Source organism: Actinoplanes aureus, assembly GCF_015704865.1.
GTDB lineage: Bacteria > Actinomycetota > Actinomycetes > Mycobacteriales > Micromonosporaceae > Actinoplanes > Actinoplanes aureus.
Genome location: NZ_JADQTO010000014.1, coordinates 152,887 through 179,256 on the forward strand (window position 1 = coordinate 152,887; position 26,370 = coordinate 179,256).

General features: G+C 69.9%; 22 protein-coding genes. 5 read left to right on the plus strand and 17 right to left on the minus strand.

Annotated elements, in window-relative coordinates:
- The 12 genes from nuoH to mqnC all read right to left on the minus strand — a co-directional run bounded on the left by nuoH (nt 1) and on the right by mqnC (nt 13,470).
- Nucleotides 1–1,368, minus strand: coding sequence for an NADH-quinone oxidoreductase subunit NuoH (gene nuoH / locus I4J89_RS27845; RefSeq protein WP_373688166.1), 1,368 nt, complete (start codon nt 1,366–1,368; stop codon nt 1–3).
- Nucleotides 1,365–3,908, minus strand: coding sequence for an NADH-quinone oxidoreductase subunit G (locus tag I4J89_RS27850; protein WP_196417041.1), 2,544 nt, complete (start codon nt 3,906–3,908; stop codon nt 1,365–1,367). Before I4J89_RS27850 ends, nuoH begins: the two co-directional genes overlap by 4 nt.
- The gene (nuoF, locus tag I4J89_RS27855; protein WP_196417042.1) at nt 3,908–5,224 is read right to left on the minus strand and encodes an NADH-quinone oxidoreductase subunit NuoF; all 1,317 of its coding nucleotides are present in this window, start codon (nt 5,222–5,224) and stop codon (nt 3,908–3,910) included. The genes I4J89_RS27850 and nuoF overlap by 1 nt, the downstream gene beginning before the upstream one ends.
- Complete coding sequence (nuoE, locus tag I4J89_RS27860; RefSeq protein ID WP_196417043.1) at nt 5,221–6,360, minus strand: NADH-quinone oxidoreductase subunit NuoE; 1,140 nt, start codon at nt 6,358–6,360, stop codon at nt 5,221–5,223. The genes nuoF and nuoE overlap by 4 nt, the downstream gene beginning before the upstream one ends.
- Nucleotides 6,360–7,685 (minus strand): NADH-quinone oxidoreductase subunit D, encoded by a 1,326-nt coding sequence (locus tag I4J89_RS27865; RefSeq protein WP_196417044.1) that lies wholly within the window; start codon nt 7,683–7,685, stop codon nt 6,360–6,362. The genes nuoE and I4J89_RS27865 overlap by 1 nt, the downstream gene beginning before the upstream one ends.
- Entirely contained in the window at nt 7,682–8,401 is a 720-nt protein-coding gene (locus tag I4J89_RS27870; protein WP_196417045.1) for an NADH-quinone oxidoreductase subunit C, read from the minus strand. Before I4J89_RS27870 ends, I4J89_RS27865 begins: the two co-directional genes overlap by 4 nt.
- Nucleotides 8,398–9,069, minus strand: coding sequence for a NuoB/complex I 20 kDa subunit family protein (locus I4J89_RS27875; RefSeq protein WP_196417046.1), 672 nt, complete (start codon nt 9,067–9,069; stop codon nt 8,398–8,400). Before I4J89_RS27875 ends, I4J89_RS27870 begins: the two co-directional genes overlap by 4 nt.
- A gap of 5 nt (nt 9,070–9,074) precedes the next feature.
- Nucleotides 9,075–9,440, minus strand: a complete 366-nt coding sequence (locus I4J89_RS27880; RefSeq protein WP_196417047.1) for an NADH-quinone oxidoreductase subunit A — start codon at nt 9,438–9,440, stop codon at nt 9,075–9,077.
- 82 nt (nt 9,441–9,522) lie between these two features.
- Nucleotides 9,523–10,818, minus strand: coding sequence for a geranylgeranyl reductase family protein (locus I4J89_RS27885; protein ID WP_196417048.1), 1,296 nt, complete (start codon nt 10,816–10,818; stop codon nt 9,523–9,525).
- A gap of 120 nt (nt 10,819–10,938) precedes the next feature.
- Nucleotides 10,939–11,196, minus strand: coding sequence for a hypothetical protein (locus I4J89_RS27890; protein WP_196417049.1), 258 nt, complete (start codon nt 11,194–11,196; stop codon nt 10,939–10,941).
- Between the two features lie 50 nt (nt 11,197–11,246).
- A complete protein-coding gene (locus I4J89_RS27895; protein ID WP_309238508.1) occupies nt 11,247–11,942 on the minus strand; it encodes a demethylmenaquinone methyltransferase in 696 nt (231 codons plus the stop codon).
- A gap of 286 nt (nt 11,943–12,228) precedes the next feature.
- Nucleotides 12,229–13,470 carry a cyclic dehypoxanthinyl futalosine synthase gene (mqnC, locus tag I4J89_RS27900; protein WP_196417051.1) on the minus strand — a complete coding sequence of 414 codons (1,242 nt, stop codon included), beginning with the start codon at nt 13,468–13,470 and terminating at the stop codon, nt 12,229–12,231.
- Between the two features lie 94 nt (nt 13,471–13,564).
- Here mqnC and I4J89_RS27905 point away from each other — a divergent pair, with 94 nt between their 5' ends.
- The 3 genes from I4J89_RS27905 (at nt 13,565) to I4J89_RS27915 (ending at nt 18,473) form a co-directional block, all read left to right on the plus strand.
- Entirely contained in the window at nt 13,565–16,576 is a 3,012-nt protein-coding gene (locus I4J89_RS27905) for an SNF2-related protein (protein WP_196417052.1), read from the plus strand.
- Nucleotides 16,576–17,394, plus strand: a complete 819-nt coding sequence (locus tag I4J89_RS27910; protein ID WP_196417053.1) for an SWIM zinc finger family protein — start codon at nt 16,576–16,578, stop codon at nt 17,392–17,394. Before I4J89_RS27905 ends, I4J89_RS27910 begins: the two co-directional genes overlap by 1 nt.
- Nucleotides 17,395–17,516: 122 nt before the next feature.
- Complete coding sequence (locus I4J89_RS27915) at nt 17,517–18,473, plus strand: aldo/keto reductase (protein ID WP_196417054.1); 957 nt, start codon at nt 17,517–17,519, stop codon at nt 18,471–18,473.
- 35 nt (nt 18,474–18,508) lie between these two features.
- Here I4J89_RS27915 and I4J89_RS27920 read toward each other — a convergent pair whose 3' ends face one another.
- The 4 genes from I4J89_RS27920 to I4J89_RS27935 are packed head-to-tail and all read right to left on the minus strand — an operon-like array spanning nt 18,509 to nt 22,766.
- On the minus strand, nt 18,509–20,029 hold the full coding sequence (locus I4J89_RS27920) for a COG1361 family protein (RefSeq protein WP_196417055.1): 1,521 nt from the start codon (nt 20,027–20,029) through the stop codon (nt 18,509–18,511).
- Nucleotides 20,030–20,088: 59 nt separating this feature from the next.
- Nucleotides 20,089–20,940, minus strand: a complete 852-nt coding sequence (locus I4J89_RS27925) for a menaquinone biosynthetic enzyme MqnA/MqnD family protein (protein ID WP_196417056.1) — start codon at nt 20,938–20,940, stop codon at nt 20,089–20,091.
- The gene (locus I4J89_RS27930; protein ID WP_196417057.1) at nt 20,937–22,157 is read right to left on the minus strand and encodes an MFS transporter; all 1,221 of its coding nucleotides are present in this window, start codon (nt 22,155–22,157) and stop codon (nt 20,937–20,939) included. Before I4J89_RS27930 ends, I4J89_RS27925 begins: the two co-directional genes overlap by 4 nt.
- Before the next feature lie 39 nt (nt 22,158–22,196).
- The gene (locus I4J89_RS27935) at nt 22,197–22,766 is read right to left on the minus strand and encodes a helix-turn-helix domain-containing protein (protein ID WP_196417058.1); all 570 of its coding nucleotides are present in this window, start codon (nt 22,764–22,766) and stop codon (nt 22,197–22,199) included.
- 248 nt (nt 22,767–23,014) lie between these two features.
- Between I4J89_RS27935 and I4J89_RS27940 the strand changes: the two genes are divergently transcribed.
- Nucleotides 23,015–25,018: a HelD family protein gene (locus I4J89_RS27940; protein ID WP_196417059.1), complete on the plus strand. Its 2,004-nt coding sequence runs from the start codon at nt 23,015–23,017 to the stop codon at nt 25,016–25,018.
- Nucleotides 25,018–25,884 (plus strand): LLM class flavin-dependent oxidoreductase, encoded by an 867-nt coding sequence (locus I4J89_RS27945; RefSeq protein WP_196417060.1) that lies wholly within the window; start codon nt 25,018–25,020, stop codon nt 25,882–25,884. The genes I4J89_RS27940 and I4J89_RS27945 overlap by 1 nt, the downstream gene beginning before the upstream one ends.
- A gap of 18 nt (nt 25,885–25,902) precedes the next feature.
- On the opposite strand, the gene I4J89_RS27950 is transcribed toward I4J89_RS27945, so the two are convergent.
- Nucleotides 25,903–26,340 carry a GNAT family N-acetyltransferase gene (locus I4J89_RS27950; protein ID WP_196417061.1) on the minus strand — a complete coding sequence of 146 codons (438 nt, stop codon included), beginning with the start codon at nt 26,338–26,340 and terminating at the stop codon, nt 25,903–25,905.
- Nucleotides 26,341–26,370 lie beyond the last annotated feature (30 nt).

Genomic DNA, 26,370 nt, shown 5'->3' on the forward strand with positions numbered 1-26,370 from the left:
TCACACCTCCTTCGATTCGGACTCGCCGCCGACGGTGGCCGGGGCACGTTCGGCCACGGCTCGGCGGGCGCGCGGGCTCGGCGGCACTTGCAGATCCATCGGTGGCACCGGGAAGCTGCCCGGCGGCCGCTGGGCCACCTCTTCCTGGAGTGACAATCTCTTCGGCTTCTTCGTCGTCGGCCAGCCCCAGGCGAGGGCCAGCACCGCGAACGCGATGACACCGGTGGAGATCCACCGGACCTCGGTGGAGAACGCACCGCTCTGGGCGACCTTGAAGTACGCCAGGAAGAGGATCCAGACCAGGTTGACCGGGATCAGCACCTTCCAGCCGAACCGCATGAACTGGTCGTAGCGCATCCGGGGCAGCGTCGCGCGCAGCCAGATGAAGCCGAAGAGCAGCGCGAACACCTTGAGGAAGAACCAGATCAGGCCGAAGTAGCCGGCGTTGGCACCCTCCCAGACCGCGGTGATCGGCCACGGGGCCCGCCAGCCGCCGAGGAACAGCGTCGTGCAGAACGCCGAGACGGTGATCATGTTGATGTACTCGGCGAGGAAGAAGAGCGCGAACTTGAACGACGAGTACTCGGTGTGGAAACCACCGACCAGCTCGGACTCGGCCTCGGGGAGGTCGAACGGTGCCCGGTTGGTCTCGCCGACCGCCGCGATCATGTAGATGAGGAAGCTCGGCAGGAGCTGGACCGCGTACCAGCCGGGTGCGGTCAGTTCGATCCCGCCGATGTTCACCGGGTTGCCGTCGGCCTGCGCCGCGACGATCTGCGAGGTGCTCATCGTGCCGGCGGTCATGAACACCGCCACGATGGAGAGCCCCATCGCGACCTCGTACGAGATCATCTGCGCGCTGGACCGGAGACCGCCGAGCAGCGGGTAGGTCGAGCCGGACGCCCAGCCGGCCAGCACCACGCCGTACACCGCCATCGACGAGCAGGCGAGCAGGACCAGCACCGAGACCGGCACGTCGGTGAGCTGCAGTGCGGTCTGGTGACCGAACATGTTCACCACGCCACCGAACGGGATCACCGCGAACGCGGTGAATGCCACGGTCGCCGAGATGACCGGCGCGATGAAGTAGACCACCTTGTCGGCGGTCCTCGGGATGATCTCCTCCTTGAACGGCAGCTTCAGGCCGTCGGTGAGGCTCTGCAACCAGCCCTTCGGACCCACCTGGTTCGGTCCGGGCCGGACCGCCATCCGGGCCACGACCTTGCGCTCATAGTTGATCGTGAACAGCGTCATGAGCAGGAGCAGCACGAAGACGCCGAGCAACTTGATCAGCGTGATCCACCAGACGTCGTTCTCGAACGTCTCCAGCGTCGGGTCGACGGCGTGCGCCGCCAGCACCACGTTCATCGGGAAGCTCCCTCGGCAAGGATCGGACCGGGCACCCCGGCCGTCAGCTTGACCACCGCACCGGCGGTGACGCCGAGGCTGCGACGCACCGTCGAGCCCGGCGAGTTGGTGGGCAGCCACACCACCCGCGGCGGCAGGTCGGTGATCGACGCCGGCAGGGTGACCGTGCCGCGGCCGGTGCCGACGGTGACCAGGTCACCGTCGACGACCCCGAGCTCCTCGGCCAGGTCCTTGCCGAGGCGAACCACCGGCGGCCGGGCCGTGCCGGCCAGCACCGGGTCGCCGTCGAGCAGGGAACCCAGGTCGATCAGCTGGTGCCAGGTGGCGAGCACGGCCTCGTGCTCGCCCGGTCGTGGCAGGTCGGCCGGCGCGGTCGACGGATGCGCCGGGCGCGGCGCGCTGCTGGCCGGCATCCCGCCCAGCTCGCGCCGGATGGCCATCACGTCGCCGGTGTTCAGAGAGAAGCCTTTGGTCGTCTTCTGGGCGGCGGCGGGGTGGTTGGACGGGACGTCGAGCAGCGCCGCGATCGCCTCCAGCACCCGGCCGTCGGTCATCGCGGCGCCCGGAAGCACCGCCACGAACGACCGCAGCCGTCCCTCCCAGTCCATGTAGGTGCCGGCCTTCTCGACCACCGGGGCGATCGGCAGTACCACGTCGGCCCGGCGGGTCACCGCGCTCTGCCGCACCTCCAGGCTGACCAGGAACGGCACCGCGTCGAGCGCCTCCTCGGCGAGGCGCGGGTCGGCCAGGTCGGCCGGGTCCACGCCGCCGACCAGGAGAGCACCGAGCGTGCCGTCCGCGGCCGCCGCGATGATCCGGTCGGTGTCCCGGCCCGGGGAGCTCGGCAGCACGCCGGACTCGATCCGCCAGGCCAGCGAGAGCTCGGCACGCGCCGCCGCGTCGGTGACCGGACGGCCGCCGGGCAGCAGGTTCGGCAGGCAGCCGGCGTCCAGCGCGCCCCGGTCACCGGCCCGGCGCGGCACCCAGGCGAGGCGGGCCCCGCTGCGAGCCGCCAGATCCGCCGCCGCGCTGAGCCCGCCCGGCACCGTGGCCAGCCGCTCGCCGACGATCAGCAGTGCGCCGGGCGCGCTGAGCGCGCCGGCGATGGCCGCGTCGGTGTTGAGCAGCCGGGCCTCGTCACCCGGGACCGCCGCGACGAGCGCGGCGCCGAGCTTTTCGAAACCCCGGGAGAGGTACGGCGCGACAGCCGTCACCTTGAGCTTCCGCTTGACGTGTCCCTTGCGCAGCCGCAGGAAGAGGATCGGGCACTCCTCCTCCGGTTCCAGCCCGACGATGACGACGGAGGGAGCGTTCTCCACGTCGGCGTACGTGACCTCGGAGGTGCCGGCCACCGAGGCGGCGAGGAAGTCCGCCTCCTCGGTCGACGAAGCCGGCGTACCGGAGGCACGCAACGGACGGGCTCGGAAGTCGATGTCGTTGGTGCCGAGGACGGCCCGGGCGAACTTCGCGTACGCGTACGCATCCTCCACCGTGAGCCGACCGCCCGGAAGGACCCCCACGCCGCGCTCTCGCGCGGCCTTCAGACCCTCCGCCGCCGCGAGCAGCGCCTCGCTCCAGGAGGCCTCGCGCAGCTCACCGCTGTCCGCGTCGCGGACCAGCGGGGTGGTGAGCCGGTCGGTGGCGTTGGCGTACCGGAAGCCCCAGCGGCCCTTGTCGCAGTTCCACTCCTCGTTGACCGCCGGGTCGTCGCCGGCCAGCCGGCGCAGCACCTTGTTGCGGCGGTGGTCGGTGCGCTGGGAGCAGCCGGCCGCGCAGTGCTCACAGGCGCTCGGCGTGGAGACCAGGTCGAACGGCCGGGCCCGGAACCGGTACTGCTCGCCGGTGAGCGCGCCCACCGGGCAGATCTGGATGGTGTTGCCGGAGAAGTACGAGTTGAACGGGACGTCCCCCTCGCCGTCACCGGCCTGACCGTCCCCGGTGCCCTCGCCGCCGAAGAAGTCGTCCCGGTAGACGTTGATCTGCTCGCCGGAGGAGCGGTCCATCAGGTCGATGAACTTGTCTCCGGCGATCTCCTCGGAGAACCGGGTGCAGCGCTGGCAGAGAATGCAGCGCTCCCGGTCCAGCAGCACCTGGCTGGAGATGTGGATCGGCTTCTCGTACTCCCGCTTGTGCTCGTGGAACCGGGAGTCCGCGCGGCCGCTGCTCATCGCCTGGTTCTGCAGCGGGCACTCGCCGCCCTTGTCGCAGGTCGGGCAGTCCAGCGGGTGGTTGACCAGCAGCAGCTCCATGATGCCGGCCTGCGCCTTCGCGGCGACCGGCGAGCTGAGCTGGGTCTTGACCACCATGCCCTCGGCCACCGTCTGGGTGCACGAGGCGACCGGCTTGCGCTGGCCCTCCACCTCGACCAGGCACTGCCGGCAGGCGCCGGCCGGGGCGAGCAGCGGGTGGTCGCAGAACCGCGGGATGGCGATGCCCATCCGCTCGGCGACCCGGATGACCAGCTCGCCCTTCTCGGCCGTCACCTCTACGCCGTCGATGGTTAGCGTGACGGTGTCAGCCCTCTTGGCTACATCAGTCATCAGTGCGCTCCTACAAGGGACTTCTCGGAGAGCCGCGGCGCGGTGCGGCCCTCGATGTAGCCGAGGTAGTCGTCCCGGAACCACTTGAGCGTCGACACGACCGGCGTCGCCGCGCCGTCGCCGAGGCCGCAGAAGGACCGGCCGAAGATGTTGTCCGCGGTGTCCTGGAGGGTGTCCAGGTCGGCGTAGGTGCCCTGGCCGGACAGGATCCGCCGGTAGGTGCGGACCATCCAGTAGTTGCCCTCCCGGCACGGGGTGCACTTGCCGCACGACTCGTGGTGGTAGAACTCCAGCCACCGCCACGTGTTGTAGACCGGGCAGTCCTGGTCCGAGAAGATCTGCATCGCCGTGGTGCCGAGGATCGACCCGGCCGCCGCGACACCCTCGAAGTCCATCGGGGTGTCGATGTGCTCGGCGGTCAGAATCGGTGTCGACGAGCCGCCCGGCGTCCAGAACTTCAGGTTGTGCCCGGGCTTCATCCCGCCGGCCAGCTCGATCAGCTCGCGCAGGGTGATGCCGAGGCCGCACTCGTACTGGCCCGGGTTGACCACCCTGCCGGAGAGCGAGTAGATCATCGGGCCGGCCGACTTCTCGGTGCCCATGCTCTTCCACCAGTCGGCGCCGCCGAGCACGATGTACGGCACGCTCGCGATGGTGCCGACGTTGTTGACCACGGTCGGGCTCGCGTACAGGCCGGCGATGGCCGGGAAGGGCGGGCGCAGCCGGGGCTGGCCACGGAAGCCCTCCAGCGAGTCCAGCAGCGCGGTCTCCTCACCACAGATGTACGCCCCCGCGCCGCTGTGCACGACGAGGTCGAGGTCGTACCCGGACTTGAGGATGTTCTTGCCGAGGTAGCCCTTGGCGTACGCCTCCTGGACCGCGTGGCGCAGCCGCCGCGCGGCGTGCACCGCCTCGCCGCGGATGTAGATGAACGCCCGCTCGGCCCGGATCGCGTAGGAGGCGATGATCGCGCCCTCGATCAGCGAGTGCGGGTCGTACGTCATCAGCGGCAGGTCCTTGCAGGTGCCCGGCTCGCCCTCGTCCGCGTTGATCACGAGGTAGTGCGGCTTGCCGTCGCCCTGCGGGATGAAGCCCCACTTCAGGCCGGTCGGGAAGCCGGCGCCACCACGACCACGCAGGCCGGAGTCCTTGATCAGCTGGATCAGGTCGTCCGGGTGCACGTCGAGCGCCTTGCGCAGTGCCGAGTAGCCGTCGAGCCGCTCGTAGACGCCGATCTGCCAGGCGTCCGGCGACAGCCAGCGCTTGGTCAGTACGGGGGTGAGCTTCTGGAGGACCTCCGGCCGTGGCTGGGTCACTTCTCCTCCTCGGTACGGCGTGTCACGTTGGTGGCCGGCTTCTGCTCGGCGGTGCGCTGGCTGACGATCGACTCGCCCCGAGTGCTGTCACCAGCGGGCTTGCCGTCACCAGCCGGCTCGTTGTCGGCCACGCCGTCCGCCTCCGCGGGGGTGGTCGGGACCGGCGTGGTCGCCGTACCCGACGGTGCGGGGGTGTCCGCGGTGGGGTTCCGGGACTCGGCTGCGCGTACCTCGGGGTCTTTGACGTCGCCGGTGTCGGTGGTCCGCCCGGCGTGCCGGCGCTCATCGACCTTCTCGGCGACCGCACCGGCCGCCGCCTTCACCGCGCCGGCCGCCTTCCTGGCGACCGAGGCGACCCGGCCCGGCTTCTCCTCGGAGGCCGGCTGCTGCGGCAGCGCGGTCTCGTCCCGGACCGGCTTGGTCTTGGTGATCGGGCTGTCCGGATCGAACCCGGCAACCGCGATGCCGTGCTCCTGCGCGAGCCGTACGCCGCGCAGGGTCGGCGCCCCGGCCACCCCGTCGCCGACCGCACCGTCGCGCGGGTCGGCGAAGCCGGCCAGCTGGTACTGCATCTCCTTGAGCGAGCAGATCCGGGCGCCCCGGGCCGGGGTGGGCCGCTCGCCGTTGCGTAGGCTCTCCACCAGCTCGACCGCGCTCTGCGGCGTGGCCTCGTCGACGGTGAAGTCGTAGTTGACCGTCACCACCGGGGCGTAGTCGCAGGCCGCGAGGCACTCGGCGTGCTCCAGCGTGATCTTGCCGTCGGCGGTGGTCTGGTCGTGCCCGACGCCGAGGTGCTCGCTGAGCTGGTCGTAGACCTCCTGGCCACCCATCACGTTGCAGAGGGTGTTGGTGCAGACGCTGACCAGGTACTCACCGGTCGGGCGGCGCTTGTACATGGTGTAGAAGGTGGCCACCGCACCGACCTGGGCCTTGTTGATGCCGAGGATCTCGGCGCAGAACGCCACCCCGTTCGGGCTGACGTGGCCCTCCTCGGTCTGCACCAGGTGCAGCAGCGGCAGGAGCGCCGAGCGCTCCCGGCCCACCGGGTAGCGGGCCAGGATCTCGAGCGCCGGCTCGAGCAGCTTCTCGGCGAGCGGCGCGGCCGCCGGCGAGAAGTCCACCGTTTTCTCTGACATCAGCGGTCACACCCACCCATCACGGGGTCCAGCGAGGCACCACCGGCGATCACATCGGCCAGCAGCGCCCCCTCTGCCATCGCGGGGATGGCCTGAAGGTTGACGAAGCTCGGCTCGCGGTAGTGCACCCGGTACGGATGGGTCCCGCCGTCGGAAACCGCGTGTACGCCGAGTTCGCCACGCGGATGCTCGATCGCGACATAGACCTGACCAGGCGGAACTCGGAAGCCCTCGGTCACGAGCTTGAAGTGGTGGATAAGCGATTCCATCGACTGACCCATGATCTTGGCGACGTGCTCCAGCGAGTTGCCGAGCCCGTCGAGACCGAGCGCGAGCTGCGCCGGCCAGGCGATCTTCTTGTCCTCGATCCAGATCGGGCCCGGGCGGAGGCGGTCCAGCGACTGCTCGACGATCTTCAGCGACTCCCTGATCTCCGCCACCCGGACCAGGAAACGGCCCCAGACGTCGGCCGTCGTCGCGGTCGGCACGTCGAAGTCGTAGTTCTCGTACCCGCAGTACGGCATGGTCTTGCGCAGGTCCCAGGGCAGACCGGCGGCGCGGAGCACCGGGCCGGTGATGCCGAGGGCCAGGCATCCGGTGACGTCCAGGACGGCCACACCCTGCGTACGCTGCTGCCAGATGATCTGGCCGGACAGCATGGCCTCGTACTCCTTGAGCTTCTTCGGCAGGTACTTGAGGAAGTCGCGGATCTTGCGAACCGCCGACTCCGGAAGGTCCTGCGCGAGGCCGCCGGGACGGATGTAGCCGTTGTTCATCCGCAGGCCGGAGGTCTCCTCGAAGATGTCGAGGATGTATTCGCGCTCGCGGAAGCCGTACAGCATCATCGAGATCGCGCCGAGCTCCATGCCCGTGGTGGCGAGCCAGACCAGGTGCGAGGCGATCCGCTGCAACTCCATGAACATGACGCGGATGGTGTTCGTCCGCTCGGTGATCTGATCGGTGATGCCGAGCAGCTTCTCCACCGCGAGGCAGTAGCCCACCTCGTTGGACATGTTGGACAGGTAGTCCATGCGGGTCACGAACGTGACGCCCTGGGTCCAGTTCCGGTACTCGAGGTTCTTCTCGATCCCGGTGTGCAGGTACCCGACCACCGGGCGGCACTCGGTGACCGTCTCGCCCTCGAGCTCGAGCACCAGCCGGAGCACACCGTGCGTGGACGGGTGCTGCGGACCCATGTTGACGACGATCTTCTCGTTGCTGAGCGGGTCGACGCTGGCGGTCAGCGTGTCCCAGTCGCCACCGGTGACCGTGAAGACCCGGCCCTCGGTGGTCTCGCGCTCGCTTGCGTACTCGGATGTCGTCACTGGTAGACCCTCCGCTGGTCGGGCGGCGGAATCTCGGCGCCCTTGTACTCGACGGGCACGCCGCCGAGCGGGTAGTCCTTGCGCTGGGGGTGGCCCTCCCAGTCATCCGGCATGAGGATCCGGGTGAGGTTGGGATGGCCGGGGAAGACGACGCCGAACATGTCGTAGATCTCCCGCTCCTGCCAGTCGGCCGTCGGGTAGACCTGGGTCACGCTCGGAACGGTCACGCCGTCCGCCACCGCGACCTCGAGACGTACCCGCCGCCGGTACGTCATGGAGGTCAACTGGTAGGTCACGTGGAACCGGCGCTCATCGGAGCCGAGATAGTCCACCGCGTCCACCGACGAGCAGAGTTCAAATCGCAGCGACTCGTCGTCGCGCATTACCTGACACACTTCGGCGATACGTTCCGCACGTACGTGAAGTGTGAGCTCCGCCCTATCCACGACCACCTTCTCGATGGCGTCGTTGATGGCCGGATAAGCTTCCTCCAACGCGTCATAGACGTCGTCGAAATATTCGCCGTACGGCCGCGGGCTGTCCAAAACAGCAGGTCGCGGGCGGGCCAGACGACCGAAGCCGGAAACATCTCCGGTGCCTTGGACACCGAACATGCCCTTATCCGGGCTGGGCGGAGTCTGCGCGGGAGCACCAATCTCCGCACCCGCCGGTGCGGTAGTCGGAACACCACCCTCAGTTCCGGGCTGAATTGTCATTTGCCCACCTCCCGCAAATGCGGCTGGAGCTTCATCCAGTTCTCGATCCGCAATTGCTCCTCACGGCCTTCCTTGACGGCCTGGGTCCATTCCGCGCGACGGGTCTTGTCGGCCCGGTACGACGACGGCATGGCACCCGGAGCGACGATCGGGACACGGCCTTCGGCCTCACGGGCCGCCAGCATCTTCCGACCGTTCGGGCCGAGCGGCTGGGCCATGACCTTCTCGCGCATCTTGAGGATCGCGTCGATCAGCATCTCCGGCCTGGGCGGACAGCCCGGCAGGTAGATGTCGACCGGGACGATGTGGTCCACACCCTGCACGATCGCGTAGTTGTTGAACATGCCGCCGGACGAGGCGCAGACGCCCATCGAGATCACCGAGCGGGGCTCCGGCATCTGGTCGTAGATCTGCCGCACCACCGGAGCCATCTTCTGGCTGACCCGGCCGGCGACGATCATCAGGTCGGCCTGACGGGGCGAGGCCCGGAACACCTCCATCCCCCACCGACCGAGGTCGTAGTGGGGTCCGCCGGCGGCCATCATCTCGATGGCGCAGCAGGCCAGGCCGAAGGTGGCGCCCCAGAACGACGACTTGCGAGCCCAGTTCGACAGCTTCTCCACCGACGTGAGCAGGATGCCGCTGGGTAGCTTCTCTTCGATTCCCATGGTTATCAGTCCCAGTTCAGGCCGCCGCGCCGCCACACGTACGCGTAGGCGATGAAGACGGTGACGATGAAGAGGACCATCTCCACGAACCCGAACAGCCCGAGCACGTCGAAGGACACGGCCCACGGGTAGAGGAAGATGGTCTCGATGTCGAAGATGATGAAGAGCATCGCGGTCAGATAGAACTTCACCGGGAACCGGCCGCCGCCGATCGGTTGTGGTGCGGGCTCGATGCCGCATTCATAGGCGTCGAGTTTCGCCCGGTTGTAACGCTTGGGCCCGACGATCGGTGCGACTGACACTGAAAACAACGCGAAGAGGGCGCCGAGGATCAGCAACCCGACGATCGGGACATAAGGGTTGACCGTCATCACTACTCCCGTACGACTGTTAGCCGCTTCACACTAGTTACTGTGCTTCTGTAGTCCTTTGGTCGGGGTGCCTTGATCACCGTCAGACGGCGGGCGCCACCTTGGTCAAGCCGTTGATGATGCGATCCATGGCGTCGCCACCCCGTGGGTCGGTGAGGTTGGCCAGGAGCTTGAGAACGAACTTCATGAGCAGCGGCTGCGGCATGCCGTACTTCGTGGCGAGCCGCATGATCTGCGGGTTTCCGATCAACTTCACGAATATCCCGCCGATTCGGTAGTAACCACCGAACCGCAGACTCAATTCGGCGGGATACGCACGTAGCGCCCGCTCCCGCTCCGGGCCGGCCGGGCGCGCCAGGGCCTGCACGGCCACCTCGGCAGCCATCTCGCCGGACTCCATCGCGTACGCGATGCCCTCGCCGTTCATCGGGTTGACCATGCCACCGGAGTCGCCGACCAGCATGACTCCGCGGGTGTAGTGCGGCACCCGGTTGAAGCCCATCGGGAGCGCGGCACCGAGCGTCTGACCCTCCGCGTTCACCTCGTCACGCAGCCCCCAGTCCTCCGGGGTGGTGCCGAGCCAGTCGGTCAGCAGGGCGCGGTAGTTGGTCTTGCCGAACGCGTCGGAGGAGTTGAGGATGCCGAGCCCGACGTTCACCCGGCCGTCACCGAGACCGAAGATCCACCCGTACCCCGGCAGGAGCCGGCCGGGGTCCTGCGCGCTGCGCAGCTCCAGCCAGGACTCGAGAAAGTTGTCGTCCGCCTTGACCGCGGACCGGTAGTAGCGGCGAACCGCGACGCCGAGCGGGCGGTCGTCCCGCTTGGCCAGCCCGAGGGCGAGCGGGAACTTGCCGGAGACGCCGTCCGCGGCGATCACCAGGGGCGCGCGGTACTCCACCGGCTCCCGCTCCGGCCCGGTCTTCGCCTGGACGCCGATCACGTAGCCGTCGTCGTCCAGCACCGGCCCGGTGACGTTCACGCCGGTACGCAACAGCGCGCCCGCTTCCGTGGCGCGCTGGGCCAGCATGTCGTCGAAGTCCATTCGGGTACGGACCAGGCCGTAGTTCGGGAAGCTGGCCAGTTCCGGCCAGTCCAGCTCCAGCCGGACGCCGCCGCCGATCACCCGCAGGCCGCGGTTGTGCAGCCAGCCCGCCTTCTCCGAGGTGTCCACACCCATCCGGATGAGCTGGCGGACCGCGCGCGGGGTGAGACCGTCGCCGCAGACCTTCTCGCGCGGGAACTCGGTCTTCTCCAGGAGCAGCACCCGGACGCCGTGGCGGGCCAGATGGTAGGCAGCGGCTGACCCGCCCGGACCGGCTCCGACCACGATCACGTCCGCCTCGTCGGCGACGATCGCACCTGCTCCGTGGTCGCTCACGATCCACCTCCGGTCTCGCGCGAGGCTCGTGAATTAGTTCACAAGCATGCCTCGATCGGAGTGTAGGCCGACAATCGAAGATCTTTGCGCTTAGGTTGCCCTAATTTCGCAGAGAGCGCTTCAGGCCTGGTCAGAGTCACGTAGAACCCGGTCCGCCACGCCGAGCGCGGGCCCGTCCAGATGGTCGCGGATGGTGCCGTTCATCGCCCGGTCCAGGGCCACGATCAGCTCCTCCACCAGGTCTTGGGCGAGCAGCGGGTCCTGCGCGGCGACCATCCGCAGACGGGTGGCCAGTTCGGTGGCGCGCCGCTCGCCGGCCTCACCCTCGTCGATCGCGATGTCGATGTCGGTGTCCTCGAGATGCCCGATCTTCGTCATGTCTGCGAGCTAAACAGCACCTTCGCCAGCCTGTAAGGCGAATGCCGGATTTATACCCTGGTGGCGCGATGCAGAGCCACGACGCCGCCGGTCAGATTGCGCCAGCCGACCCGGTCCCACGGCCCGGCCTCGGCGATCCGGCTCGCCAGACCCTGCTGGTCCGGCCAGGCCGGGATGGATTCGGCGAGGTAGACGTACGCCTCCGGGTTGCTGGAGACGGCGCGGGCCACCACCGGCAGAGACCGCATGAGGTACGAGAGATACACGGTCCGGAACGCCGCGTTGGTCGGGTGGCTGAACTCGCAGACCACCAGCCGGCCGCCCGGACGGACGACCCGCCCGAGCTCACGGAGCGCAGCGGTGGTGTCGACGACGTTACGGAGCGCGAAGGAGATCGTCACGGCGTCGAAGGTCGCGTCGGCGAACGGCAGGTGCAGCGCGTCGCCGGCCAGCAGCGGCGCGTCCGGCCGGACCCGCCGACCGGCCCGCAGCATGCCCACCGACAGGTCGGCGCCGACCGCGAACGCGCCGGAGCGGCCCAGCTCCTGCGTGGAGACGCCGGTGCCCGCGCCCACGTCCAGGACCCGCTCGCCCGGCCGCAGACCCAGGGCGGCCCGGGTGGCCCGGCGCCAGCCGCGGTCCTGCCCGAAGGAGATGAGGGTGTTGGTGAGGTCGTAGCGCTCGGCCACGCCGTCGAACATCTCGGCGACCTCGTGCGGCTGCTTGTCCAGATCTGCGCGCGTCACGAAGACAACTCTGCCCCATCGGACCGCGAACAGAACGGGCGGGATGGTCACCCATCCCGCCCGTACCTTGTGCGTTATATATACGACCGCCATCGGTCGGGTCCGACTTCCCGTCACCGCGGCGGGCGACGACTGAGTGTTCGATTGCCTTACGCAGGCAACCTAACCAGCCGGAACCAGCCGGGACAGTCAACTGGCGGGCTCGTTACCGAGGAGCAACCCGTCCTCAACGGTCCGGTGATCGACCCTTGGCCGAACGGCCGAGCCCGGCCCCTACGAAAGGGGGTCAGTTGACCTCTACGAGCGGCAGCTGGGTCCGGCCCGCGCCGCCACCGGGGATGGCGATCGAGGAGAAGTGCGAGACCACGCGCTCGTCCGTCGGGTCGTCCGCGGGCGTGTGGTGCACGGCGAGATGGCGGTACCAGGTGTCGCGCTGCGCCGGGATCCGGTCCGCGGTGCGGATCATCGAGATCAGCTCCTGGAGGTTCGACCGGTGCCGGGCGCCGGCCGAGGAGATCACGTTCTCCTCCAGCATGATCGAACCCAGGTCGTCCACACCCATGTGCAGCGAGAGCTGGCCGATGTCCTTGCCGGTGGTCAGCCAGGACGCCTGCAGGTGGGCGACGTTGTCGAAGAAGAGCCGGGAGACCGCGATGAAGCGCAGGTACTCCATCGTGGTGGCCTGGGTGCGGCCCTTCAGGTGGTTGTTCTCCGGCTGGTAGGTCCACGGGATGAACGCGCGGAAGCCACCCACCTCGTGACTCTGCTCGACGGCGTCGTCGCGGTAGCCGTTGGCGACGGCGAGATCCTGCACGTCACGGATCATGCGGATGTGCTCGATACGCTCCGCGTTCGTCTCGCCCGTACCCATCATCATGGTGGCGGTCGAGGAGAGGCCGTTCCGGTGTGCCACTGCCATCGCCTCCAGCCAGCGCGCGCCGCTCTCCTTGAGCGGTGCGATCGCCTTGCGCGGCCGGTCGGGCAGCATCTCGGCGCCGGCGCCGGCGATCGAGTCCAGCCCGGCTGCCTTGATCCGCAGGACCGCCTCCTCGATCGAGACGTCCGAGACCTTGGCCATGTGCAGGATCTCGCTCGGGCCGATCGAGTGGATGGCGAGCTGCGGGTACGCCTGCTTCACCGAGGAGAAGAGCTCCTCGTAGTACTCGACGCCGTAGTCGGGGTGATGGCCACCCTGGAGCATCACCTGCGTGGCGCCGAGGTCGACCGCCTCGCCGCACCGGCGCAGGATCTCCTCGGTCGGGTGCGACCAGCCCTCCTTGTGCTTCGGGGCCCGGTAGAACGCGCAGAACTTGCACGCCGTGACGCACACGTTGGTGTAGTTGATGTTCCGGTCGATCAGGTAGGTGACGACGCCGTCCGGGTAGCGACGGCGGCGCACCGCGTCGGCCGCCTCGCCCAGCGCGTGGAACGGGGCCTGCGTGTAGAGCAGCAGCGCCTCCTCGGGCGTGATCCGCCCACCGTCGGCACCACGCTGCAGGATGCTGTCGATCTCCTGGTTCGCCGTCACGACCAGAAGCGTACGTCCACGCGGCGTCAACCGTCAGCGGCGCCGGTCACGGCCGGCTGGCGGCTAATCTCGACAGGTCGTTCAGGGGGTGGACTTGCTCGTCGTTCATGGGGGTTGGGTACCCGGTACGGGTCGGCCAGGCCGGCTGGTGCTCTGGGCCGAGGACCCGGCACTGCCGCTGACCTCGGCTTCCCGGGCGAAATCGCGGCCGCATCCGTTCGCTGTCCCGGCCGAAGCCCTCGCCGAGGCGCTCAGCAGCGACCTCGCGGACGTCCTTCCGGCCGGGTCCGGCACCGTGCGACTTCCCGGTACGGCGCGCGGACCCGTTCCTTCGCCGGAGACCGGGGTGGAGGCGCCCACACGTGGCATCCGGCTCGGGGCTTGGACCGTCCCCCTGCTCTCGGTGCCCGACCATCTCGTTACCGCGGTGCTGAGCACGCTGGCCGACCCGGATCCGGCCGCGCCCTGGGTCGCCGGACCGTCGCTGCGCTACCTCGCCCTGCTCGCCGGTTTCGCCTGCGACCTGGCCCGGCGCGGCCGGATGCTGCCGCAGCTGGTGCTCGAGGACGGCGTGCCGACAGCCCGGTGGCGGCCGGTGCTGACCGGTGCCGACGCGGCCACCTACCGGGACTTCGCGGCCGGGATGCCGCCGGTCGTCCGGGCCGCGGAAACCGTCGACGGGCACCCGCTGGGACGAACCGTGCGGGACGCGCTCGACACGCTGCTCGACGGGGCGGCCCGCTCCGTGCTGCCGGAGCGGCTCATGGTGGGGCAGCGTCCGGGGCCGAAGGCGGCGTTGCCGGACCGCTGGGTCGCCGCCCTCACCGCGGAGGATCCGGCGCTGCCCGGCGCCGGGGCCGGTGACGTCCGCGAGCTGCGACAGGCGCTCGACGACTGGATGCGCGCCGCCAACGAGGCGAACGGACCGATCCGGGTCAGCTTCCGGCTGATCGAGCCGGAGCCGGGCGAGGACGGCTGGGGTCTGGAGTTCGCCCTGCAGTCGGCGGAGGATCCGAGCCTCTATCTGCCGGCGGCGGATCTCTGGGAGGGTGAGCGTTTCCCCGGCCTGCCGAAGCGTCCGGACGAGACCCTGCTGGCCGGGCTGGGCCGGGCGGTTCGACTGTTTCCGCTGCTCCACGTGGCGCTGCTCGAACAGCGGCCGGCCGCCATGCGACTGGTCACCGGGGAGGCGTACGAGTTCCTCCGGCAGGTCGCTCCGCTGCTTCAGGCCGCCGGGTTCGGCGTACAGCTGCCGTCCTGGGCCGGCCGCAAGGCGGTCGGGCTGAAGCTGACCACCCGGTCGAAGCCGAAGGGCTCGTCGTCCCGGGCGGTCGCCGACTCCGGTTTCGGCCTGGCCGAGCTGGTCGACTTCCGGCTCGACCTGGTGATCGGTGACGGCGTGGTGACCGCCGACGAGCTGGCCGAGCTGGCCCGGCTCAAGGTGCCGCTGGTCCGGGTTCGTGGCCAGTGGGTGGAGCTGGACGACCGGCAGCTGAAGGCGGCACTGAAGGCGGTGAGCGGGCGCCGGGAGGGCGAGCTGACCGCCGGTGAGGTGCTTCAGCAGGTGGTCGACGGCGGCGAGGAGGACCTTCCGCTGGTCGAGGTGGACGCGGACGGCATGCTGGGCGACCTGCTGTCGGGTCAGGCGGCCGAGCGGCTCACCCCGCTTCCCACCCCGGCCGGCTTCCACGGCGCGCTACGGCCGTACCAGGAACGGGGTCTTTCCTGGCTGCACTTCCTCAGCCGGCTGGGGCTGGGCGGGATCCTCGCCGACGACATGGGTCTCGGCAAGACCGCGCAGACGCTGTCGCTCATGTTGGCGGAGGAGTCCGTCAAGACCCTCCTCATCTGCCCGATGTCCCTGGTCAGCAATTGGCAGAAGGAGGCCGCCCGGTTCGCCCCCTCGGTACGCGTCTACGTGCACCACGGCGGCACCCGGCGGCGTGGCGAGGAGTTCGACGCCGCCGTCGCCGAGGCGGACCTGGTTCTCACCACCTACGGGACTGCGCTGCGTGATCTTGAAACGCTACGGAGCGTCACCTGGGGCCGGATGGTCTGCGACGAGGCTCAGGCGATCAAGAACAGCGGTACCCGGCAGTCCCAGGCGGTACGCGCCATCCCGGCCCGGACCCGGCTCGCCCTGACCGGCACTCCGGTGGAGAACCACCTGGCCGAGCTCTGGTCCATCATGGACTTCTGCAATCCGGGGCTGCTCGGGCCGGCGAAACGGTTCCGCCGCCGGTTCCAGGAGCCCATCGAGGTCCGGCAGGACGCCGACGCGACCGCCGCGCTGAAACGGGCGACCGGGCCGTTCGTGCTGCGCCGCCTGAAGACCGACAAGACCATCATCTCGGACCTTCCGGAGAAGAACGAGATGAAGGTGTGGTGCTCGCTCACCCCGGAGCAGGCCACCCTGTACCAGGCGGTGGTCGAGGACATGATGTCCGAGATCGAGAGCAGCGAGGGCATTCAGCGCCGCGGCAACGTACTCGCCGCGATGATGAAGCTGAAGCAGGTCTGCAATCACCCCGCGCACCTGCTCAAGGACGGCTCCCGGCTGCCCGGCCGATCCGGGAAGCTGGCCCGCCTGGAGGTACTGGCCGAGGAGATCGTCGAGGACGGCGACAAGGCCCTGATCTTCACCCAGTACGCGGAGTGGGGCTCGCTGCTCCAGCCCTATCTCGCCGCCCACCTCGACCGCCCGGTGCTGTGGCTCCACGGTGGACTGAGCAAGGCCCGGCGCGACGAGTTGGTGGAGCGGTTCCAGAGCGAGAACGAGCCGATGCTGTTCCTGCTCTCGCTGAAGGCCGCCGGAACCGGCCTCAACCTGACCGCCGCGAACCACGTCGTCCACTTCGACCGGTGGTGGAATCCGGCGGTCGAGGATCAGGCCACCGACCGCGCGTTCCGAATCGGACAGTCGCGCAACGTGCAGGTACGCAAGTTCGTCTGCACCGGCACACTGGAGGAGAAGATCGACGCCATGATCGAGCGGAAGAAGGCACTGGCCTCCTCGGTCGTCGGCACCGGTGAGCAGTGGATCACCGACCTGAGCACCGATCAACTGCGTGAGCTGTTCGCCCTCGACCCGGCGGCGGTGAGCTGATGGCCGGTCGCTTCTTCGAATCGTCCCGTCCGATCGAAGTGGACGGTGGCCTCGCCGTCCGGTCGAAACGGGGCAAGATCGGCGAGCAGTGGTGGTCGCGCCGGTTCGTGGACGTCCTGGAGGGCATCTGCGATCCGGGCCGGCTCGCACGTGGCCGGACCTATGCCCGAAAAGGCCAGGTGATGGACTTCGTCCTGACGCCGGGTCAGATCAAAGCCCGCGTGCAGGGCTCACGGCCGACCCCGTACCAGGTCACCATCACCATCGCCGCCTACGACGAGGCGCAGTGGACCGAGATCACCGAACAGCTCGGATCGCGGGCGCTCTACCGCGCCGCCCTGCTGGCCGGCGAGATGCCGCACGAGATCGTGGACCTCTTCACCGAGATCGGCGAGCCGCTCTTCCCCTCCGAGCTGGACATCCACTGCTCCTGCCCGGACTGGGGAGTCCCGTGCAAACACGGCTCCGCCACGCTGTACGTGCTGGCCGAGGCCTTCGACGACGACCCGTTCCTGGTGCTGGCCTGGCGGGGCCGAGCCCGGGACGCGCTGCTCGACGCCCTGCGCGGCACGCCCGACCCGGACGAAGCGGTGATCGACCCGCTCGCCGTGGACGACGAGCCCCTGGACGGCCGGCTGGCGGACTTCTACAGCCCGGCGATCAGCCTGGGCCGGCTCCGCGAGCGCCCACCGCGCACCGTGGCACCGCCGGAGCTCCTGCTGCGGGCGCTCGACCCGCCGCCGGTGAAGATCCGGCACGTCCCGCTGGTGGACATCCTCCGCTCCACCTATCGCGACCTGGGGAAAACCGAGGAGTGAGGTGTGGGGCCGCGACCATCGTGAACCGATCGTGGGCGAGTCCACGACGGACGCGGCGATAGATGATAACCAATATCCCGACGTGGCGCGATGCCGTGGTCGCCCCGGCATAGGGTCGGACCATGAGTGAGATGAGCTACCGCCGCTTGGGCGACTCGGGCCTCGTGGTGTCCGTGGTCGGCATCGGCTGCAACAACTTCGGCCGCAAACTGGACGCCGAGGGCACCCGCGAGGTGGTCGACGCCGCGCTGGACGCCGGCATCACACTTTTCGACACCGCCGACATCTACGGCACCCCGCACGGCACCTCGGAGGAGCTGCTCGGCGCGGCGCTCAAGGGCCGCCGCGACGAGGTCGTACTGGCCTCCAAGTTCGGGATGAACATGGAGGGCCTCAACGGCCGTGACTTCGGCGCCCGGGGCTCCCGGCGATACATCGTCCGGGCCGTGGAGGCGTCGCTGCGCCGGCTGGAGACCGACTACATCGACCTCTACCAGATGCACGAGCCGGACCCGGCGACCCCGATCGACGAGACCCTGTCCGCGCTGGACGACCTGGTCCGCTCCGGCAAGGTGCGCTACCTGGGCAACTCGAACTTCTCCGGCTGGCAGATCGCCGACGCGGACTGGACCGCCCGGACCGGGGGCCTGACCAGGTTCGTCAGCGCGCAGAACCGCTACAGCCTGCTGCACCGCGAGGCCGAGGCCGAGGTGGTCCCGGCGTGCGAGCAGTTCGGCCTGGGGCTGCTGCCGTTCTTCCCGCTCGACTCCGGCCTGCTCACCGGCAAATACCAGCGTGGGGAGCAGCCGTCGGCGGGCACCCGGCTCGCCCAGGACCGCTACCGGCCGTGGCTGGCCGACGCCGACTGGGACACCATCGAGGCGCTCACCGCGTACGGGCGGGAGCGCGGGCACAGCGTCCTCGAAGTGGCGATCGCCGGGCTGGCGGCCCGGCCGGCGGTGACCAGCGTGATCGCCGGTGCGACCACCGCCGAGCAGGTGCAGGCCAACGCCGCCGCGGCGGCCTGGGAGCTCAGCGCGGCCGACATCGCCGCGCTCGACGCGCTGCTGGAGAGCTGAGGCGGGGCCGGGTGCGCTTGCGCGCACCCGGCTCGTCAGTCGACGACCGTGACGATCCGGCGGCGACGGGCCATCCGGTACGCGAAGAAGCCCGCGACCAGCAACACCGCACCAGCACCCGCGACCAGCCCGGCCGGGGCACCGGTGATCGGCAGCCCACCACCCGAGCCGCCGGCGGTCAGCTCGACCGTGACGGCCGCCTTGTCGTTGCCGCTCTTCGAGTCCTGCACGCCGCCGTCGACGGTCACGCTGCCGGCCTTGTGCTCGCCCTCGAGGATGTCGGCGGTGAAGCGGAACAGGTCCTGGTCGCCCTTGCGCAGGTCCTCGAAGACCAGGCAGACGAAGTCCCGCTCGGCGAGGTTGCGGAAGTCCATGTAGTCCGCGTTATCGGGGTTGGTCCCCGGCAGGCACCGGTTGTCGACCTCGGTCAGGTCGATCCCGCTCGGCAGCCGGACGTGGACGTACGGGAACCAGGTCAGCGAGGCCGGAATCATGCCGGTCGGGCCGAGGTTGCGCACACCCACCTTGACGGTGCTGCTGTCACCGACCGCGCCGGTGAACGCGCCGCCGACGGCGGCGCTGTCCGAGGACGACTTCGGCACCGACACCGAGAAGTCGGTGATGTTGTCCTCCGGGTTGAGGTCCTCGACCTCCTTCGGCTCGGCGGAGACCGTCGCGAGCTTCGCGAGCTTGAGTTCCGCACCCTTGGCCCCGGCCGTCTTGGCGGCGAAGTCCAGGACGAACGTGTCGGTGAGCCCGACCGCCGCGACGTACACCGGGTAGTCGTACGGTCCGGCGGCGTCCGAGGCGGCCTTGACCCGCAGCGGCGTCGACTCCGGCAGGGCGAAGGCACCACCGGCGGCGAGCGGCTCGTTGAAGACGCAGATCAGGCCGCCGCCCATCTCCTCGTCGGTGAGGCAGTTGCGGTAGTTCAGGACCGCCTCCACCCCGCCGAAGACCGGGAGGACCAGCAGGCCGAACGCCTTGACCTCCTGGTTGCCGGTGTTGGCGACGGTGAACGGTACGTCCGCGGACTGACCCCGGCCCAGCTTCAGGTCCTTGATGTCACCGATCTCCAGGTCGGCGCCGCCCTTGGCGGTCCGCACCACGGTGATCGAGGTCTCGAAGCTCTTCACACCGCCCACGCTGGTGGCCAGACCGAGCACCTTCGCCGGCGACGCACCGGCCGGCGCCGACGGCTTCAGCGTGAACTTCACCGTGCGCTTCTCGCCGGTCTTGAAGTCGCCGAGGGCACACACGCTGCCGGTGCACCCGGCCGGCGGCGTGAATCCCAGATCGGCGGCGACCGGTTTGCCCGCGGTGCCGAAGTCGAGGACGACGTCCTTTACGGCGTTGCCGACGTTCCAGACGTCGATTTTGACCGTCTTCGACTGCCCGTTGATCACGGTTACCGTCTCCGGGCTCAGAATGCCGAGCATCGGCATATCGGGCTCGGGAGTTTCGGCGGCCCGGGCCGGCATGGCCAGGCCGGTCAGCGCGAGGCTACCGGCGACGGCGGGCAGGACGAGACGGCGGAGCAAGGCGCGCAGACGCATGGTCACCGATTTCGGAACGCGGGAAAGTCCGAGGATCGTAAGGCCCGCCCACGCGAAGATCAAACGTCGGCGAAAAGCAGCCCTTCATCGGGCAGAGACGGCACTTCACCGCGATCCGCCGCACGGCGGGCGAATTCCCGGACTCCGGCCAATTGCCGCGCACCGAGGGAGAAGTCCAGCGCCCGGAAATAGTTGGCGAGGGTGGCGGCGTCGAACGGCTCCCACCGGGCGGCGGCCTCGGCCACCTCGTCGAGCTCACCGAGGCAGAGGTCGCGGGACCGCTGGAACGCCTCGTGCACGTCCTTCACCAGGCCGGGGTGCGCGGCGGCGAACTCCTTGCGGACCGCCCACACCGCGAACACCATCGGCAGGCCGGTCCACTCCCGCCACGCCTCGGCCAGGTCGATCACCTGGAGGCCGAGTGCGGGTGCCTCGTACAACGCGCGCAATGCCGGGTCCCCGATCAGCACGCCGGCGTCGGCCTCCATCAGCATCTGCGACAGGTCGGGTGGGCAGCGGAAATACTCCGGCTCCGCGCCGTACCTCTCGGCCAGCAGCATCTGCGCGAGCAGCACGCCGGTCCGCGAGGTGGAACCGAGCGCGACCGGCCGCCCGTCCAGCTCGGCCGCAGGCCGGGTGGAGACCAGATTGACCGACAGCACCGGGCCGTCGCTGCCGACCGCCAGGTCGGGCAGCAGGAGCAGCTCGTCGGCGTGCCGCAGGTACTCGACCAGGGTGATCGGCCCGATGTCCAGGTCACCGGCGACGAGTGCGGCGCTGAGTCGCTCCGGGGTGTCCTTGTGCAGGTCGACGTCGAGGAGGGCGCCCGAGCGCATCAGACCCCAGTAGATCGGGAGGCAGTTCAGGAACTGGATGTGCCCGACCCGGGGCCGACGGACGCTGTCGCTCATTCTGCGACGTTATCCGGGATCTCTGTCCGACGACCGGTGGGCGGGGCCACAGGTGGCTCACGTCGCACCAGCGGCACGCAGGCCAGCGCGGCGAGCAGTCCCATCACGCCGGCGCCCGCGACCAGGCCTCGCGGCGCGAACTGCTCGGCCAGCGGCCCGGCCACGATCAGGCCGAACAGCCCGGCGCCCTGCACCGCGGCGCCGTAGATCGAGAAGGCCCGGCCGTGCGCCTCGGCCGGCACCCGGGTCGCAATCGTCACGGTGGTGCAGACGTTGAGTGCGCCGTTCGCGACACCGCCGACGATCCACAGCGGGATCAGCCACGCAGCCGCCGACACCGTCGCCGCACCGACCACGGCGAGGCACGAGACGGTGAGCAGCGCCAGAACCATCCGCACGGAGATCAGTCGGCGCGGGATCCGCGCGAAGCCCAGTCCACCGACCAGCATCCCGACCGCCCACGACGCCACCACGAAGCCGTAGACCGTGGTGGAGGCGCCGAGCGTCTCCCGGATGAAGAACACCTCGAAGACGTTTATCGCGTTCACCCCGGCGACGACCGCCGCGACGGCCACCGTCATCACCGTGAGCTCACGGTCGGCACGCAGGCGGAACGCCACCTCATCGGCCTGCCGCGCGGTCGCCGTCCCGCGCCGGGTGCGGATCAGCAGGCCGACCACCACCAGCGCGAGGTAGCTGGCGGCGTCCAGCAGCAGCGGCACGCGCGCGCCCACCTGCCCGACCAGGATCCCGGCCAGCGCCGGAGCGACAAGCATGCCGACCAGCCCGGCGGTCTGCACGATGCCGCTGGCCTTGGCCAGGTCGGTGCTGTGCACCATCCCCGGCAGCAGCGCGGACAGGGTGGGCTGGGTAACGGCGAGGCCGCAGGAGAGCAACGCGACCAGGGCCACGATCAACACCGGCTGGGTGACGAAGGCGAGCGCCAGGCACACCGCGGCCTGGGCAAGACCCACAACCACCAGCAGCGTACGGCTGTCCGCACGGTCCACGAGCCGCCCGGCGGGTGCGGCCAGCAGGGTGATCGGCAGGCTGGCCGCCACGAGCAGCCCGGACACCGCGAACCCGCCGTGGCCGGACTGCTGCAACACCAGGGCGAGCGTGGTGGCCGCCAGCAGATCCCCGCAGACCGAGATCGCCCGCCCGGCCGCCGCGAGACGGACGTCCGCCCAGCGCGATTCAGCAGATGTGAAGGACATACTTCGAAAGTATTCCTTCACATCTGCTGAAGGCAAGCCCTACGCCTTCGGGAAGGCGGCGTACTGCACGACGACCTCGCGGGCCCCCTCCGGCGCAACGTCCTGCCGGGCCCGCATCCGATACGGCTCCATCAGCGCACGCACCTGCTTGTTCAGCTCCAGCAACTCCTCCGCCGTGACCCGCAGACGCTGCCCCATCATCGCCGCCGCGTCCCGCCACTCCGGCGACTCCTGCGACTGCCGGTCGGCCCACTCGCGCAGCCGCTCCTTGTCGCGCGTCATGTACAGATCGATGAGCGCCCGCTCCGCCGCCAGCGCCTCCGGCTGCTCGACATCACCCGCGATCCAGAGGCTCGTGCTGGTGCTGCGCCACAGCCGCTCGCGCCCGTCCCCCCGGCTCGGCGCCTGCTCGACCAGCCCGTACTTGGCCAGCTCCCGCAGGTGATAGCTGGTAGCGCTCGGCGAGAGCCCGACCAGCGCCGCGCACTCGGTAGCGCTCACCGCCGCCCCGGTAGCACTCAGATGCTCGACGATCTCGATCCGAGCCGGATGCGCCAGCGCCCGCAACGTGCGCGCATCCGAGATCCGCCCCTGCGACAGCTCACTCATCCCCCCATTCTTTCCAGGCGACGTACGCCAGAGGAGGACGGGATCGTCCGCAGCCGGGTCAGAAACTCCACCGGCATCGGCAGCAGCATAAATCGGTGGCGGGCTGGTGGCGCGTTCCGTAGCGTGGAGGGCCGCTTGACGGCCGTGGTGAGCATGCACCGCAGCGGACGTTCCCGCGCCGAGGGGCGGCCGACCCGCCTTTCGGATACGCGAGCAAGCAGCCTTGATCAGCCTGTTGGGGATGACCTGTGCCCGCTTCCGACCTGGACACCGAACTCACCGCCGAACGGAACCATCTCACCGAGTCCCGGGCCGCGCTGCGCCGGATGCGCGACCGCGCCCAGTCGCTCTTCGCCACCGGCGACAAGGTGGCCGGGGATGCCTACACCGCCGAGCAGTTGGGCCGGCACATGGCCCGCCGCGTCAAGGAGCTGGCCGACGACCCGGACACTCCACTCTTCTTCGGGCGCCTCGACATCGAGGAGACGGCCTACCACGTCGGGCGCCGGCACGTCACCGACGACGCCGGCGAGCCGATGGTGCTGGACTGGCGTGCGCCGCTCTCGCGAAGCTTCTACCGGGCCAGCGTGCGTGACCCGCAGGGGGTGGCCACCCGGCGCCGGTTCGGGTTCGTCAAGGGCGAGCTGACCAGCTTCGAGGACGAGCACCTGGACCGGGGTGAGGAGCTGGGGACGAAGAGCCGCATCCTGACCGCCGAGATCGAGCGGCCGCGCGTCGGGCCGATGCGGGACATCGTCGCCACCATCCAGCCGGAGCAGGACGAGCTGGTCCGGGCCGAGCTCGGCGACTCGATCTGCGTGCAGGGTGCGCCCGGCACCGGTAAGACCGCGGTCGGGCTGCACCGCGCCGCCTACCTGCTCTACCTGCACCGCGAACGGCTGCGCCGGTCGGGTGTGCTGATCGTCGGGCCGAACACCGCGTTCCTCTCCTACATCTCCGCGGTTCTGCCGACCCTCGGCGAGGTCGAGGTGCAGCAGTCCACCCTGGACGAGCTGATCGGCCGGGTGCCGGTCAAGGCCGCCGACACGCCCGCGGCGGCAGCGATCAAACATGACGTACGGATGGCGGAGGTGCTCCGCAAGGCGCTGTGGGGCCGGCTGGGCAAACCCACCGAGCCGATCATGGTGTCGGACGGCTCGTACCGGTGGCGGATCGACGCCGAGCCGCTGCGCCGGATCGTCGACGAGGCCCGCCGGGAGGGCTTGCCGTATTCGGTCGGCCGGGATCGCGTGCTGGCCCGCGTGGTCGGCCTGCTGCAACGCCAGTCGGAGTACCGCAGCGGCAACTCGCCGAACGAGTCCTGGCTGCGCAAGATGAGCAAGGTCGCGCCGGTGACCGCGTTCCTGGAACAGAGCTGGCCGGCCGTGACCCCGGAGGCGCTGGTCGCGAGCGTGCTGACCGACCCCTCGGTGGCCGACGGCATCCTCACCGAGGACGAGCAGGCGACGATCCGCTGGGCGAAGCCGCCGAAGACGGTGAAGTCGGCCCGGTTCAGCACGGCCGATCTGCTGCTGCTCGACGAGGCGGCGGGACTGCTGGAGCGGGAGACCAGTTTCGGTCACGTCGTGGTCGACGAGGCGCAGGACCTGTCGCCGATGCAGGCGCGCGCCCTGGCCCGGCGCAGCGAGCACGGGTCGATCACGCTGCTGGGCGATCTGGCGCAGGGCACCGCACCGTGGGCCACCACGGACTGGCGGGACATCCTCGGTCACCTCGGTAAGCCGGACGCGCCGGTGGTGCCGTTGACCGTCGGTTTTCGCGTACCCGAAGCGGTTGTCATGCTGGCCAACCGCCTGCTGCCGGCACTCGGGGTGAATGTGCCCGAGGCCGTGTCCCTGCGCCGCGACGGCGATCTCGCCGTCGTCGAGGCCGAGCCGGACGACCTGGACGCCCGGACGCTGGCCGAGGTGACCGCCGCGCTGGGGCATGAGGGTTCGGTCGCGGTGATCGCGGCGGACGCCGCGGTCGAGCGGCTGCGCGGGCATCTCACCGCCGCCGGCGTCGAGCACGCGACGCCCGACGACGTCGAGGCCGAAGCGCGCGTCACGGTGGTGCCCGCCACGATCGTCAAGGGCTTGGAGTACGACCATGTCATCGTCCACGAACCCGCCGACATCGTGGCCGCCGAACCGAAGGGACTGAACCGCCTCTACGTGGTCCTCACCCGGGCCGTCACCCGACTCTCCGTTCTGCACGCCAAGCCGCTGCCGGACGCGCTTAGGATCATGTGATGCCTCGTATCGGTGTGATGTTCGACCGCGACATTTCCCCTGAAGAGCTCCCCGGTTTCGCCAAGGCGCTGGACGAAGCCGGCGCGGACGACCTGTGGGTGGTGGAGGATCTCGGCTGGAACGGCGGCGTGAGTGCCGCCGCGATCGCCCTGGCCACCACCTCCCGGCTGCGGGTCGGCATCGGCATCGCCCCGGCGCCGTTGCGCAGCCCGGCTCTGTACGCCATGGAGATCGCCACCCTGGCCCGGGTCTATCCCGGCCGGGTGGTGGCCGGTCTCGGACACGGCGTGGCGGAATGGATGCGCCAGGTCGGCGTCGCGCCGAAGTCGGCGCTGGCCATGCTCGAGGAGAGCGTGACCGCGGTTCGCCGCCTGCTGCGCGGCGAGACCGTCACCGTCGACGGCCGGGAGGTGCACCTCGACGGGATCCGCCTGGTGCATCCGCCCGAGGTGGTCCCGCCGGTGGTCACCGGGGTGGTCCGCCCCCGGTCGCTGGAACTGTCCGGCCGGGCGGCGGATGGCACGATCCTGGTCGAGGGCTTGAGCCCAGCCAAGATCATCGAGGCGATCGGGCACATCCGCCGGGGCGGCGCCACGGACGAGCACGAGGTGATCGGTTTCGCCTTCCTGCACATCGACGACGATCCGGAGCGTGCCGCGCGGACCAGCCGGGAGGCCCTGACCGGCCAGGCGGGCTTCCTCGGAGTCCAGCCGGAGGAGGTCTTCGCCCTGGTCGGCCCGGCGTCGGAGGTCCCGGCGAAGGTGCGCACGCTCACCGAGGCGGGCGTGAGCACCGTCGTGCTGCGCCCGTTCGGCCCTGACCCGCTCGGCCAGGTGCGCGCCGCGCTCACCGCTCTGGGACGGTGAAGTCCGGCCCGCCCTTGATCAATCGGTCAAGGGCGGGAGCGGCTTCACCCAGCGGGACCACTCCTGCTGCCGGCCATAGCCGTGGGCCGCCCAGATGCCGTGGGCGACCTCGTTCCCGTCGAGGACCATGGCGTCGGCGCGCGTACCCCCGAAGGTTTGGAAGCGGCCCTCGGCCGCGGCGATCAGCCTGCCGCCGATGCCCTCCCGGCGCCGCCACGGCGCGACCGCGAGCCGGTAGAGATGACAGCGCCAGCCGTCCCAGCCGGCGATCACGGTTCCGACGATCTCGTCGCCGTCGACCGCCAGGATGAGCGCGCCGGGATCTCGCCGGTGCAGCGCTTCGATGGCCGCCGGGGTGTCCACCGGCCGGCTCTCGTTCTCCGCCGCCGCCTGCCAGAAGTCGAGGACCGCCGGGAGCTCGCCGTCCTGCGCCGCCCTGAAGATCAGATCTGCCACGCCGCCACCCTAGTGAGGCTTCCGTGAACT

Bases quoted from the DNA above. Each gene is read 5' to 3' on its own strand.
- I4J89_RS27850 (WP_196417041.1), bottom strand. From the start codon at position 3,908: ATGACTGATGTAGCCAAGAGGGCTGACACCGTCACGCTAACCATCGAC.
- I4J89_RS27880 (WP_196417047.1), bottom strand. From the start codon at position 9,440: ATGACGGTCAACCCTTATGTCCCGATCGTCGGGTTGCTGATCCTCGGC.
- nuoH (WP_373688166.1), bottom strand. From the start codon at position 1,368: ATGAACGTGGTGCTGGCGGCGCACGCCGTCGACCCGACGCTGGAGACG.
- I4J89_RS27920 (WP_196417055.1), bottom strand. From the start codon at position 20,029: ATGCGTCTGCGCGCCTTGCTCCGCCGTCTCGTCCTGCCCGCCGTCGCC.
- I4J89_RS27945 (WP_196417060.1), top strand. From the start codon at position 25,018: ATGCCTCGTATCGGTGTGATGTTCGACCGCGACATTTCCCCTGAAGAG.
- I4J89_RS27930 (WP_196417057.1), bottom strand. From the start codon at position 22,157: ATGTCCTTCACATCTGCTGAATCGCGCTGGGCGGACGTCCGTCTCGCG.
- I4J89_RS27910 (WP_196417053.1), top strand. From the start codon at position 16,576: ATGGCCGGTCGCTTCTTCGAATCGTCCCGTCCGATCGAAGTGGACGGT.
- nuoE (WP_196417043.1), bottom strand. From the start codon at position 6,360: ATGTCAGAGAAAACGGTGGACTTCTCGCCGGCGGCCGCGCCGCTCGCC.
- I4J89_RS27890 (WP_196417049.1), bottom strand. From the start codon at position 11,196: ATGACGAAGATCGGGCATCTCGAGGACACCGACATCGACATCGCGATC.
- I4J89_RS27875 (WP_196417046.1), bottom strand. From the start codon at position 9,069: ATGGGAATCGAAGAGAAGCTACCCAGCGGCATCCTGCTCACGTCGGTG.
- I4J89_RS27935 (WP_196417058.1), bottom strand. From the start codon at position 22,766: ATGAGTGAGCTGTCGCAGGGGCGGATCTCGGATGCGCGCACGTTGCGG.
- I4J89_RS27870 (WP_196417045.1), bottom strand. From the start codon at position 8,401: ATGACAATTCAGCCCGGAACTGAGGGTGGTGTTCCGACTACCGCACCG.
- I4J89_RS27915 (WP_196417054.1), top strand. From the start codon at position 17,517: ATGAGTGAGATGAGCTACCGCCGCTTGGGCGACTCGGGCCTCGTGGTG.
- I4J89_RS27925 (WP_196417056.1), bottom strand. From the start codon at position 20,940: ATGAGCGACAGCGTCCGTCGGCCCCGGGTCGGGCACATCCAGTTCCTG.